This is a genomic window from Roseicyclus sp. (assembly GCF_965662675.1).
GTDB lineage: Bacteria > Pseudomonadota > Alphaproteobacteria > Rhodobacterales > Rhodobacteraceae > Roseicyclus.
The window spans coordinates 1-13,344 of the sequence record NZ_CBFIIK010000080.1 but is presented as its reverse complement, the minus strand read 5'-3'; the positions used below and the strand labels follow the sequence as shown (position 1 = coordinate 13,344).

Here is a 13,344-nt window from a genome sequence, read left to right as displayed (position 1 = left end):
GGCCAAGGGTGCTGCCTATCTATCGGCCGATGCATGGCTGGCACGGGCGCAAGATCACGAGGGGTCATGGTGGCCGGCATGGGCCGAGTGGCTGGCGGGAAGATCTGGCAAGCCCGTGGCACCACCAGCCCTTGGCACCTCGCGGGGGCCATACCGCGCGATGACCCCCGCACCGGGCAGCTATGTTTTTCAACGCTAGCGATCACTCGGGCGATGGGATGATCGCGATCTTCAACTCCTCCGGATCGATCTGCGCCATTGCGGCGAGTGCGGGCAGATCATGGATCATGACCTCGATCTGGCCGCGATAATCCAGCACACCCGCACGCGCCATGGCACGAATGGTGCGATTGACATGGACCGAAGAGAGCCCGACGTATTCCCCCAAAACCTGTTGCGTCAGCGGCAAGCGAAAGGCGCGCCCCGCCACAAGGCCGAAAGGATTTACGCGCAGGCACAGCTCGCACATCGCATAGGCGATACGGGTCTCGGCGCTGCTTTTGCCCAAGCGCAGCATACGCTCGGCCATCCTTGAATATCCGGCGGCGGTTTGGCGGCTGAACAGCGCCCATGCCGCGTGATGCGCGGCCAGATAGCGGTGCCACCCGTCGCGCGGGATGACCGCAAGCCGCACATGATCCAATGCCGCCACATCCGCCGCGGCAATCGCCGCGCGGGCCGAGGCGGGATCAAAGGCGTCACCCGGCAGGACGAAATCGACGATCTGGCGCGCGCCATCCGGGTCGACCTTGGAGACGACCAACCACCCCTCGAAGGGCAAGAAGACATAGCGGGCCTTGTCGCCGGCAAGCTGCAGCACGCAACGCGCGCGCATCTCGCGTATGGAATGGCCGATCAGCCCGGCAAAGGCGGCATTGGCATTCGGGCAGCCCATGTTCCAATACGCGGACACAGGATGGCCCTTTATCGACCATGGCGCATGTTGCATCGCGTGATCACTCCCCATCCGATCGTCGGAGACATCTTCGAACCGAACAAACGCCACCGCGCCCTGCCCTGCATTGACGACACGCAAACCCGACAAGCCGCCCAGAGCGCGAAAAGGGGCCGGTTTCCGCGCATGAAGCCGGGCCGATAACCTGGGTTAACGCGCAGTTTTCGAAGCCGGTCGAGAAAGGCGAAACGCAGCTCGAAAAGGGAGAAAGCGCCGTGCCCAAGAAAGACCTCACACCGCGTGTCACCGACATGATGAAACAGATCCAAGGGATGATGGCGATGAACCCGTCCTGGGCGCCGCAACTCGAGCAATTCTGGCGCGCGCAAGATGGCGTCCTCGACGAAGCCGAGGCCTATTGCAACGCATGGTATGCGCGTCGCCATGCAGCGGTGCGATCGGCCTTGGCGATCTTGCAAGAGATGAACGGGAAAACGCCCGAACCCGCGGCGGCATTGCAGGCGATCTCGGAATGGCAGCGCCATTCCTACGAACGCATGGCCGAGGATATGCAGCATTGGTTGAGCCTTTGCGCACATTGCGCCGGGCGGATCGCGACCGCCGAAAGCGAGGCCGCCGAGGATATCCTTCACGAGACCGAGAAACGCACCAAGGCCATCACGCAAACACGGCATGCAACGCCGGTCTAGATGCACCCGATGCCGATCATCGAAACTGACCGCATCGCCGCCCATGCGATGCTACCCGATGCCGTGGCGGCAGCACTTGATGCAGAGCTGTCCCATGGGCTGAGCGATGACGAGGCCGCCCAACGTCAGCACCGCTTCGGGCCGAACATGCTGCGCCGCAAACGGCCCAAAGGGGTGTTGTCGATCCTGCTGCACCAGATGGAGAGCGTGATCGTCTGGCTCTTGGCGGCGGCGGCGATCTTCTCATTCCTTCTGGGCGATCTGCCCGAGGCGGTGGCGATCCTTGTCGTATTGCTGATCAACGGCGCTATCGGTTTTTTCACCGAACTCAAGGGCACCCGCTCGATGGAGGCGTTGATGCGGATCGCCGAGGTGCGCAGCCGCGTGCGTCGCGATGGATCACAGCGCATGATCAACGCCCGCGATCTGGTGCCGGGCGATCTGGTCGTGCTTGAACCGGGCGATGTGGTGACCGCCGATCTGCGCCTGACGATGGGCGACAATCTGCAAGTCGATGAGTCCATCCTGACCGGCGAGTCGGTGCCGGTCATCAAAACGACGGCGGTATGCGCCGATGATCCGACCAGCCCGGCGCATGCCAATATCGCCTACAAGGGAACGGCGATCACGCAAGGCACGGGTGAGGGCCTTGTCGTCGCCACCGGCATGAGCACCGAGCTTGGCCGGATCAGCGCATTGGTGCAAAGCGCCAAGGGCGAGGTCGCGCCTTTGGAAAAGCGGCTCGACAAGCTGGGTCATCGGCTGGTGTGGCTGACGCTTGGCCTTGCGCTTTTGACGATCGGTGTGGGGCTGCTGCGCGGGCACGCGATGACCGAGATGATCCAAACCGGCGTGGCCTTGGCCGTCGCCGCCGTGCCCGAAGGCTTGCCGGTGGTCGCGACGCTAAGCCTTGCGCGGGGGATGTGGCGGATGAGCGCGCATAATGCGCTGATCACGCGCCTTTCCTCGGTCGAGACGCTGGGGGCCACGACCGTCATCTTGACCGACAAGACCGGCACGCTGACCGAGAACCGCATGACCGCGGTGGCCTATCTGTTCGAGGATCAGCGGATCGACCTCACGCCGAATACGGCGGGGTTGCGCTTTGATGATGGGGGTAAGCCGGTCTCACCGGCCGACGACCCGCGGCTTTTGTGGGCGCTGCGGGTGGGGGCCTTGTGCAACACGGCCCATCTGGGCGACGGTTCGACCGAGGGGGGGCTTGGCGACCCGATGGAACAGGCGCTTTTGCGCCCCATCGCGCAAGCGGGACTGCCGGAGACGTTGATCCAGATCGAGCTGCCCGTAGAAACGGTGCATGGCTTCGACCCTGTCCGCAAAATGATGGCCACAACCCATCGCGACGCCGCAGGGATGCTGAGTACGGTCAAGGGCGCGCCCGAAACGGTGCTGGATATCTGCAGCCATGTCATGGCCCATGACGGCACCATTACCCAGATGACAGCACAGGCGCGCAAGGCTTGGGCCATGCACAGCGCCGAGGCCGCGCAATCGGGCCTACGGCTTTTGGCGCTTGCCAAGAAACACCACCGCGATGCCACGACCGATCCCTATGCTGATCTGACCCTGATCGGCCTTGTCTGCCTGCGCGATCCGATCAGGGCCGATGTCCCCCAAGCCATCGCGGCAAGCCGTGATGCCGGTGTGCGGGTGGTGATGCTGACCGGCGATCACGCCGACACCGCCCATGCGATCGCCATGGCCGCCGGACTTGGCGATGGCGCGCTGAAGGTGATCGAAGGCAGCGCGCTTGCCGATCTGACGCTCGACACCGTCAGCGAGGCACAGCGCCAAGACATCCTGTCCGCCGATGTCTTTGCCCGGGTCACGCCGGAAACCAAGATGACGCTTGTCGCCCTCTATCAGCAGGCAGGCCATGTCGTGGCGATGACGGGCGACGGTGTGAACGACGCCCCGGCCTTGAAAAAGGCCGATATCGGCATCGCGATGGGCCTGCGCGGCACCGAGGTCGCCAAGGAGGCCGCGCATATGGTGCTGCGCGACGACGCGTTTTCGACCATCATCGTCGCGATGCGGCAAGGTCGCGTGATCTTCGGCAATATCCGCAATTTCGTCGTTTACCTGATGTCGTGCAATGTCAGCGAGGTGCTGGTGGTGGGTCTTGCCGTGGCGGGTGGCTTGCCCACGCCGCTATTGCCGCTGCAAATCCTCTATCTCAATCTGGTGACCGATATTTTCCCTGCCTTCGCGCTGGGGTTCGGGCACGGCGATGCTCATGTCATGACACGCCCCCCGCGTGATCCAAGCGCGCCTATCGTGACGGCAAGACATTGGCTGTTGCTTGCGGTGTTGGGCGGGGCGATCACCTTGGCGACGCTCGGGGCCTTCGGACTGGCGCTGTTTTGGCTGGAGTTGGACCCGCCCGCCGCGATCACGGTGGCATTTTTGACATTGGCCTTGGCCCAGATGTGGAATGTCTTCAACCTGCGCAATGCCGAAGCCGGGGTGCTGCGCAACGATGTCACCGCCAACCCCTATGTCTGGGGTGCCATCGCGCTTTGCCTCGTGTTGATCGGGGCGGCGCTTTGGGTGCCGTTGCTGGCCGATGTGCTAAGCCTTGCTTGGCCGGGCAGTTCCGGGCTCGGGCTTGCGGGGGCGGCAAGCCTTGTGCCACTGGGACTGGGACAAATCTGGATCGGCTGGGCAAGGCGCCGCGCCTAATGCGACAGGTTCAAGCGTCGATCCCGGTGAGGACGGTCTCGATCCGCGGCACGGGAAGGCCTGTCAGATCCTTGTCGATCTCGGCGATGATCATCGCGGCAACGCTCTGGTCCCAGGCAGCGCGCAATAGGCCCAGCACATGCGGCGCGGCGATGACGACCAGCTTTTGGAACCGCTTGGCCGCCGCCCATGCGCCTAATTGCTGCGCCAGCCGCACGGCGAAATCCATCTCGGCGCGCGCGTGCCAATCGGTTTGTTCCATCGCGCTTCTTCCCCATGGGACGACGCCATCGGGCGTTGCGCGGCTTGCATCATTGCGTCGCCCCGGACGGTCCGAGGCAAGATCACGCGCGGCGGGTTGATCGCTTGTCTCTTGCGCCACGACTTCGAGCTGCAAGAAAACATCGTCGCCGATGTTGCGCATGGCGAGATATTTCGCGCCATCGGCGACGATGACCCAAGTACCGTGTTCGATTTTCATTCAAGACTATCCCGTCACATCACGCTGCGCGACAGCTGATCGCGCAAGCTGTTCATGGCAGGCAGGCTAGCGAGGGTGCGCGCAGGGCGCATTGATCCCCGTCAAACGGGATGGTTCAGCGCGCCGCCGGGATCATGCCAAGGCTCAATGCACCGAAGGACACCAGACCATCGCGCAGCATCAGTGGCACGGTGATATCTTCGGGATTGTTGTCGACCATGGCCAGCCCATCGAGTGCAGCGATCAGGAAGTCTTCGATCCCCGGCTCAACAAAACCAAGATCACGGGCCAGTTCAAAGATCGGGCGCCATTGGTCGACCGTGATCGACAGCATCCCCGAAAGATGCCCGTTATCGGCAACCGTCAATTGGCCCGAGGCGGCCAGAACGGATGGCCCGAAGGATAGTTGCAGTCCACGAACATCGATCCCCCGCAAAATCGGGTATCCTTGCGAAAACAGCTGGCGGTCCCAAGGGCGGTCAAAGACGAAACTACCCGCAAAGGCGAGGCGCGGGATGGTCTGAAAGGACGCGGGCAGCGTGGTTAGGACCGACGCCAAATCCAGATCCTGCAGTTCCAGACTGGCGTCATAAAGCCCATCCACAGCGCCGCCATCGGTGATCCGGGCCGCGACAGCGCCAAGCGTCAGCTGCGGCATCTCGGGCCCCGTGACGCGAAGTGTCTGGGCGGCAAATTGAATATCCGCCACCGGGATGTCCAGATTTGGAAAGAACAAGGCCATCATCCCGGCATTTTCGGTATCGACCGCCCATGATCCGAAAAGGCCCGAGATGCGATGCGACCGGGACAGATCGAGGAAAAACTGATTTGGGCGCGTCACCTCGGCCTCGATCCGGGCTGTCTGGGTCGACCACAAGATCGCCTCTCCGTCTCCCACCGAAAAATCGGCCAGCGTCAGGGCGACACGCGTCGGAAACCCGGTGACATCGGCGCTGGCGAAACGGGCGGCGATACCTTGCTGTCGCATCATGTCGACGGCTTGATGGGCGGAGCGTTGCGCCCCATAGGCAAGTGCCGCCCAAAAGCCAAACCACAGCAACACTGCCCCACCGAGCCAGATCACGATGCGCCTGAACCAAAGCTGCTTGATCATCTCGCCCTCACCCGATCGCCCCGATACATCAGTCGCGCAGCGCCAGTTCTTGCACCTTGGCCATCGGTTGCCAGAGATACTCCAAGACCGTCCGCTTGCCCGACAAGACGTCAACCGTCGCGGTCATACCGGGGATGAAGGTGACGGCCTCGCCGGTTTCTTCGAGGACCAATTCACCTTCGATGGCGACGTCAACGAGGTAGTAGCTCATCGCCGTGCCCGAGCGTTCATCGACCACGGCATCTGGGCTGATACGCAGAACACGGCCATCGACCGTGCCGTATTTGGCTGAATCATACGCCGAAAGACGGATACGAACGGCATCTTCGATGCGAATACGCGAGATATCTTGCGGCTGAATCCGCGCCTCGATGATCAGTGCCTCGCCTGTTGGAACAAGCTCGACCACGACATCACCAGTGGTCACAAAGCCACCTGCCGTGCGGAAATTCAGCTGGCTTACGATCCCATCCATCGGCGCGCGGATCACAGTACGGCTGACGCGCTCTTCCAAGCGCGGCAGCGCTTCGCGCAATTCGCTTTGTTCCGCCACGACGGCATTGAGTTCATCCAAAGCACGCAGCCGATAATTGGCCTGTGCATTGGCGATCTCGGTCTGAAGTTCGTCCATGCCGGAGCGGGCCTGTTCGATGCCGACCGCAGCGCGGTCGCGCTCGCCGCGCGCGCGCTCCAATTCGCGCTGCAGCTCAAGCAGCCGCGTCGCAGGGGCGATATTCTCGCGCACCAAGGGTTCCACGACGGCGATCTCTTCTTCGAGAAATCCGGCCGTGCGCTCGGCGGTTCCGACCGAAGTTTCTGCAGCGCGCAGGTCTTGATTACGCTGCTGCAAGCGCTGTTCCAGCACGGCCAATTGTCCGGCCAGTTCCGACCGACGGGCCGCAAACAGGCTTTCTTCGGAAAGGGCAACCATTGGCGACAGGGCGGCCAGTGCGGCCGGGATCGCGAAACTTTCCCCCTCGATTTCCGCACGCAGGCGCAACTCCTTGATGTCGAGAGCCGCCAAACGCTGCGCCAAGCGGTTCAGCTCACTACTGGCATCCACGGGGTCGATTTCGAACATGACATCGCCTTCGGCGACGACGGTGTTCTCGGACACGAAGCGGCGCAAGATCACACCACCCTCGGCGGCTTGCACGATCTGGTTCTGCACCGAAGACACGATCCGGCCTTCACCGCGGGTGACATTGTCAAGCTCGGCCCATGATGCCCAGAACAGTGTCAGGCCAAGAAGCGCGATGATCGTGACCATGATGGTTGATCCGGCAAGGCCCTCGCGCCCGGCCATTTCACGCGACAACCGTTTGAAGTCGATATCCGACATGTGCTCGTCCTTACCGCGTCTGCGCTTTGATTTTTTCTGGTGTGGTATCGGTCACGATGACGCCCTGATCGACGATCAGAACCCTGTCGGCCAATTCCAGCAAGGTATTGCGATGGGTGACCATCACCATCGTCTTGTCGACGGCCCAAGCCTTCAGCCGGTCGATGACCGCCTTTTCCGTGGCGGTATCCATCGAGCTTGTCGGCTCGTCCAGGATCAAAAGGCTGGGATCATGCAGCAAGGCGCGTGCAAGGTTGATCGATTGGCGCTGGCCGCCCGATAGCCCCTCGCCCCGCTCGCGCAGTTCCATATCGTAGCCTTGCGGATGGCCCGCGACGAAGTCGTCGACCCCGGAAATCTTGGCGATGTTCAACACATGGGCATCGTCATACTCGTAGAAGCCCATCTGAAGGTTCTCTTTGACCGAACCGGAAAACAGCCAGCTTTCCTGAAGCATGACGCCGACATTGCGGCGCACATCGGATTTGTCGATTTGGCGCAGGTCGACGCCATCGACCAGCACCGCCCCCTCGCTGGGCTCGATCAAGCCGGAGATCAAGCGCGACAGGGTCGATTTCCCCGATCCCATGCGGCCCACGATGGCCAGTTTCTGACCGGCCGGGATCTTGAGCGACAGGTTGCGGATGATCGGGCTACTGGCACCCGGAAACGCATAGGTCACGTTCTTGAGTTCAACATGACCGCTTAGATGCGGGCGGCTCAGCCGTGGGCGGGCCGCGTCGGCTTGCTCGTCATCCTTCATCACGACGGTCAGGGAGCGAAACGCCTGACGGGCACCATTGGCGCGCGACATGGCCGACGCGAGTTGAGAAAGCGGCGCCAAGGTGCGCCCGCCAAGGATCACCGCCGCGATCATCGCACCCATGGTGATGGTGCCGTCTTGAATGAGGAAAACGCCGTAGAAGATCGTCGCGATCTGCGCCAATTGCTGGATGGACGCAGCCGCGTTGATCGCGAATTGCGACAGCATCCTGTTGCGCAGGCCAAGATCGGATTGCGCATCGGACGCCTCTTCGAACCGGCGGCGCATCAAGCGCCCCGACCCGGTGGCCTGAACGGTCTCGAGCCCGTTGAGGGTTTCGACCAGAACACCTTGCTTGGACATGTTGGTCTGCATCGAACTCTCGGCGATGCGCGCAAGGAAAGGCTGGATCACCAAGCCCGAAGCGATCACCAGCGGAACGGCGATCAGCGGCACAAGCGCAAGCGGACCGGCGATCAGTGAAATCACCCAGATGAAGAAGAAGATGAACGGCAGGTCGACGACCGCGATCAGCGTGGCGGAGGTGAAAAACTCCCGCAGCGTATCGAATTCGCGCACGATGCTGGCCATCGCACCGGCCTTTTGCCGACGACTATCGAGCTTCATGTTCAAAAGCTTGTCAAAGATCAGGCGCGACATGCGCGAATCCGCACGTTTGCCAGCCTTGTCCACGAACTGCGCCCGCAAGGTCTTGATGACGAAATCGAAGCCCAAGGCGATCAACACGCCGATCGTCAAGGCGATCAGTGACTCGATAGCCTGATTTGGCACCACACGGTCATAGACGACCATGATGAAAAGCGAGGTCGACAAACCAAGGAAGTTCGTGACCGCCGCTGCTACGATCACTTGCAGATACAGCCATTTGCCCTGTAGCAAAGAGCCCCAGAACCAATCATTCTTTCCCTTTGACTTGGCCGCGACATGCACCTGACGCGCCAAGACGAAATAGGGTTGGAGCATGGTCTTGAGGGCCGCTTCCTCATGCGTCTCGTCGGTGACGGTATCCTCGTCGGCGAAACGCTGCAGCGTGACTTGTCCATCTTCGTCGATCTGCTGGATGACAACCGCTTCACCCGACTGGAGAAAACCGATAGCCGGACAATGCGCAGCACGCAGATCGGCAGCCGACATCTCGCCATAGTTCGCATCGAAACCGACATGGCGGAATGCCGAGACAGCGGCGCGCGGATCGAAGACCTCGCTGGTCAATTCAGGCAAATCGCGCACTGCACCCGCCGAGAACGCCATGCCCGACAGCGACATCACATGCTTGACCGACAAGATCAGGGACAATTCGGTCAGGTCATCAAGGCCATCCTCGAGAACAGCCGGCAGATCGTCCGTCGGCGGCTCTGCGAGAGCCGTGTCTTGCGGCACGATAAGCGCCTCCTCGGTATCGGCAGATGCCTCCGGTACCGTTTCCGGATGTGTATTCATTGACATATCAACTCTTCTTTCTGGGGATCAGCACGCGCGACCGTCATTATTCGGTCGGCGTCGCGTCCAACCCGAGTTCGCGCCCCAAAGCCCCTGTCAGAGCGGCGATGGTCAGCTGCAGCGTGATTTTCTCTGATTGCATCGCGATCTGACCGTCACGCGCCCGGTAATTGTCGATCTCTGCTTCGATCAACCGCTGCAGGTTGGATTGGCCCGTGACGATCTGCGAACGCGCGATCTCCGCTTCGGCAGCGCTGAGGCGAATATTCTCTTGCATGAGCGGCATCGACCGTTGGATCGCGTTCAGCCGCACGATCGACGCGCTGAGTTCGGTTTCGATGCCGCGGCGCGTATCGGCCAATTGTGCCTGTGCAGCCTCCAACCGCGCCTGCGCGGCGCGCAGATTGGCATCGCGCCGCCCGCCGTCGCCAATGGTGTAGGTCAGCGACAAGCCAAGTGTGGTATCGGTGCTAGCACCGCGTTCCATCGGCGTTCTGATACCACCCGAAATGCTTGCGCGTGGTTGAAACGCGGCTTCGGCGATCACGAGGGAATTGCGCGCCATGATCAATTCCGCCGCCCCCTTGCGCAGAACGGGGGCATCGTCCCAGTCTTGGGCATAGCTGCGTGCTTGGTCTGGCGTGATGATTTCCGCCGGGGCAGCGATCGCGTTGACGTTTGTGTTGAAATGGCGAGCAAACCGACCGCGCGCTTCTTGCAAGCTGGCATCGAGCCGGGCTTCCTCCAAGGCGATGTCGACGATCCGGCGCCGCACGCCCTCCAGCGCTGCGCGATCAACCATGCCATTGCTGGCCATACGCTCGACCTGTGCGACCAGCGTGTCCATCTCTTCAGTCCGGCTGCGCAAGAGCCGCAACCGCTCTTCGAACTGCCATACATCGATCCAGGCGCGCGCAGCGTCGAGGGCAAGTTGATTGCCGCGCGCCGTGCGTTCGGCCTGTGCGACCAACGCCTGCGCCGTCGCGCGATTGACCGTTGCAGCACTCTCACCACCGTCGAAGACCAGGCGGGAAAGGTTCACACCGCCGGCAGCGCCGGTCGTCGTGCCGCCGGCCGCGCCACTTTCGCGAATGCCGCCGATATTGGCATTGGTCGAAAGTTGCGTGCCACGCGCACTGTCAGCGACATCGATATTCGAGAAGGCTTCTGCCTCGATCGCACCCAAGGCGCGATATGCCTCGTTGAACTGCACCGCTTGCGCGACAGCGGCGCGCATGCCGGCTTGGACCGCCACCGCTGACACGGCGGCGTCGTCATCGCCGCGTTCGGCCAGCTCAGCTTGGATCGACTGCTCCATATCCGAAACCAGAAGCGGCGCGTCACCACACCCGGCCAGCAACAGTACCGAAAGAGCAGCAGAGCACAGGGAAGCACGCATCACGGAGTGATGGCTCACGGTGAAATCATTCATTGGTCAAACATCTCCGTTTCTTTCATCAATTGCCGAAAAAGCGACATCGATCCTGGTCTCTTCCGCCATCGCATCATTTCTTTTCAGCGCTTCGAGCATGCCGAAGTAGGCTTCGAGGCTCGCACGCAATTCATCACTCAGCATCAGTGATTTCCTGCTCTTCTTTTCACCCTGCATTGCGAAAAATGAACCCTCGCCACTACGATCCTTTATGAAGTTCCGCATTGTTATTCGCGTAAATTTCAAGGTCTGAAGGCGGTCGAGATAGTCTTCAATTCCGTAGCTTCCGTCACCTTCGAGCGCATAGACAATCAGCAACAATTCCCAGGTTTCCACACGTTGAAAGAATGGGCGTAGAATCTTGCTTTTGCTGCTTACGCGAATTCTTCCCAGCTCCACAGCAGCGACGGACAGCAAGCGAGAGCTTGCCACCATCTTTTTCTGTGAAATTTCCAAAGAGACGCGAATTGAAATACCCTCATCATTTGCATCTGGTGAAGCGACACTCGCTTAGTCGAGACACCCGAAATCGGCGAACCACATTTGCAGTTGCCTCACATATACGGGCATCTTTTCTTGATGTGTTACTTGCAAAATCCGCTGATTTTGTCATGTACCACATGCTGGACAAAGCACCCTGTTGGCTCTCTGGTCTCACAAGATCGCCTCTAAAAACAATAATATTTTTATTGGTCTTTTTTGGTCGATAAGTAGTATCTCAATAAGGGAGGGACATCCTTTAAATTTTGACATTTTCGGTGAGATTACCAAGCGTTATAGGGGTGAATGCGGCCGAAAACCGGAGCAAAAAGGCCAAACGGCCACTTCATGCCTCCCGACATGACGGGTTGACGGATTTTTCCGAACCGGGCCGCAACGAACGCGCGGAGAGATATCTCAGATGAGTTTCTGGAAAAGGTCAGGATGAGGCGCCTGGTCGAGTTGCGAAGAGCGGCTCTCTGTCTCCGTTTGATGATCGGCGCGTTCAAAAAGCGCGATACAAGACAGGATTGCGCAGCACGCATTCGAATACGCGATGAAGCCCTCAAACGAAATTATTCGCGTGCCACGAGTCAATATCCAGGTAGTTGCCTGTAAACATGGCGACTTTCTGAACGACAAGGTCATCATCGACATTCTGGACATGAAACAGATGCTGATCCTGGCCCGTTGCTTGCGTCGCCGCCGACACAATCAGTGATTGCGTGCCGGGTGCCAGTGTAAGCTTTTCAAGAAGACCTCCGGCGGACAACGCGACATCCAATTCCGTCGCAGTGGATAGGCCTTCGCCGACCAGGCGTGCGATCGTGTTACCGATATTGGCGAGAGGCACAAAACCTTCCACCACAACATCGAGCAAGCTTTTCCCCAACATTGGAGCAAAGCTGACGGTGTCGCCAGATGTGCCCTGTTGAAAGGCGTAGATCGTGTCTTGACCATTTTGGGTACTGAGGGATTCGATCACAATGACATCGCGCGATGCGACGACCTCGGACAGGTCGATCACGTCATTTCCAGCATCCCCGTAAATGATATCGGCGCCATCACCGCCGAAAATGCGATCATGCCCTTGCCCACCGCGCAATTCATTCGCCAAACCGTTTCCGATAATGAGGTCGTTTCCCGATCCGCCCGTTGCATTTTCAATGGCACTTCCTCCGGATATCGTGAGTTGGAGTGGGGCCGAAATGAGTGCGGTTTTGCTGCCGAGGTAGCTATGCATGCCCGGACGAAGATCGATATATGCGCCTGCGCTCTGACCCTGGGCAGTGACCATATCAATCCCGCCACCATCAATCACGAAAACACCTGACGACGTCGAGAATTCGTAACTATCATCGCCACCGCGATAGCTGGCACGTACACCGAATATCTCGGCAAACGTCATGAGATCGAATGCACGAAATGCACCGTCGAAAGCTCCGGGCTGCAAATTGTATGTCATCACCGTCCAAGCGGAGAAATCTTCGGCTACGTTGAGGATCGTTGTTGATGCACCATCAGCGTCAAAGGGGTGTTTCAAACCGAGTGCATGGCCAAGTTCATGCAGGACCAGCTCATAATCACTGTTGGAAAGTCCGGCGGTGATCGCCGGCGCATCGGCAATGTTCGAAAGCAAGATATCGGAACCAATGAAAAAGCTTTCGTTCGGGAAGTAGGCATACCCCGCCAAACCCTGATTTTGTTGATCATTCTGCGAGATAACGATCACATTGAAATCATCGATATTCGATGTCTCGACAAAGCTCACGTTCACAATCTGCGCGAGATCCGCAAAAACCGTACGGAAAGCTGCCTGAACCGCAGCCGAAGCCGGCGCCCAGCCGACCGCGTCGCCGCCTGTATAATAGCTCGGCTGCACGGTCGGAAACGCAAATTCCACCACATTGTCAAATGATTGGTAGAATGAGGGAAGGTTATTGAAATCTTGATTTGCCAAGGA

10 protein-coding genes and 1 pseudogene are annotated in these 13,344 nt (G+C 59.9%); 3 read left to right on the top strand and 8 right to left on the bottom strand.

Going from position 1 to position 13,344, the window contains the following annotated elements; translation table 11 throughout:
- A pseudogene (locus tag ACTG4J_RS11420) lies at positions 1–199 on the top strand (poly-beta-hydroxybutyrate polymerase); the annotation flags it as partial.
- A 3-nt stretch (positions 200–202) separates the two neighbouring features.
- On the opposite strand, the gene ACTG4J_RS11415 reads toward ACTG4J_RS11420, so the two are convergent.
- A complete protein-coding gene (locus ACTG4J_RS11415) occupies positions 203–895 on the bottom strand; it encodes a Crp/Fnr family transcriptional regulator (RefSeq protein ID WP_439139634.1) in 693 nt (230 codons plus the stop codon).
- Between the two features lie 275 nt (positions 896–1,170).
- On the opposite strand from ACTG4J_RS11415, the gene ACTG4J_RS11410 reads away from it, so the two are divergent.
- Positions 1,171–1,605 carry a hypothetical protein gene (locus tag ACTG4J_RS11410; protein WP_439139633.1) on the top strand — a complete coding sequence of 145 codons (435 nt, stop codon included), beginning with the start codon at positions 1,171–1,173 and terminating at the stop codon, positions 1,603–1,605.
- Between the two features lie 9 nt (positions 1,606–1,614).
- The gene (locus ACTG4J_RS11405) at positions 1,615–4,308 is read left to right on the top strand and encodes a cation-translocating P-type ATPase (RefSeq protein ID WP_439139631.1); all 2,694 of its coding nucleotides are present in this window, start codon (positions 1,615–1,617) and stop codon (positions 4,306–4,308) included.
- A gap of 10 nt (positions 4,309–4,318) precedes the next feature.
- Here ACTG4J_RS11405 and ACTG4J_RS11400 read toward each other — a convergent pair whose 3' ends face one another.
- From ACTG4J_RS11400 to ACTG4J_RS11370, 7 genes are all read right to left on the bottom strand, one after another.
- Positions 4,319–4,789 carry a baeRF12 domain-containing protein gene (locus tag ACTG4J_RS11400; RefSeq protein WP_439139629.1) on the bottom strand — a complete coding sequence of 157 codons (471 nt, stop codon included), beginning with the start codon at positions 4,787–4,789 and terminating at the stop codon, positions 4,319–4,321.
- Between the two features lie 115 nt (positions 4,790–4,904).
- A complete protein-coding gene (locus ACTG4J_RS11395) occupies positions 4,905–5,903 on the bottom strand; it encodes a DUF2125 domain-containing protein (protein WP_439139627.1) in 999 nt (332 codons plus the stop codon).
- A 28-nt stretch (positions 5,904–5,931) separates the two neighbouring features.
- Positions 5,932–7,245 (bottom strand): HlyD family type I secretion periplasmic adaptor subunit, encoded by a 1,314-nt coding sequence (locus ACTG4J_RS11390; RefSeq protein WP_439139625.1) that lies wholly within the window; start codon positions 7,243–7,245, stop codon positions 5,932–5,934.
- 10 nt (positions 7,246–7,255) lie between these two features.
- Positions 7,256–9,475 carry a type I secretion system permease/ATPase gene (locus ACTG4J_RS11385; protein WP_439139623.1) on the bottom strand — a complete coding sequence of 740 codons (2,220 nt, stop codon included), beginning with the start codon at positions 9,473–9,475 and terminating at the stop codon, positions 7,256–7,258.
- Between the two features lie 40 nt (positions 9,476–9,515).
- On the bottom strand, positions 9,516–10,868 hold the full coding sequence (locus tag ACTG4J_RS11380) for a TolC family protein (RefSeq protein ID WP_439139621.1): 1,353 nt from the start codon (positions 10,866–10,868) through the stop codon (positions 9,516–9,518).
- Between the two features lie 36 nt (positions 10,869–10,904).
- Positions 10,905–11,357 carry a hypothetical protein gene (locus ACTG4J_RS11375; RefSeq protein WP_439139619.1) on the bottom strand — a complete coding sequence of 151 codons (453 nt, stop codon included), beginning with the start codon at positions 11,355–11,357 and terminating at the stop codon, positions 10,905–10,907.
- A gap of 589 nt (positions 11,358–11,946) precedes the next feature.
- A partial coding sequence (locus tag ACTG4J_RS11370) for a M10 family metallopeptidase C-terminal domain-containing protein (RefSeq protein ID WP_439139617.1) occupies positions 11,947–13,344 on the bottom strand: 1,398 nt, incomplete at its 5' end.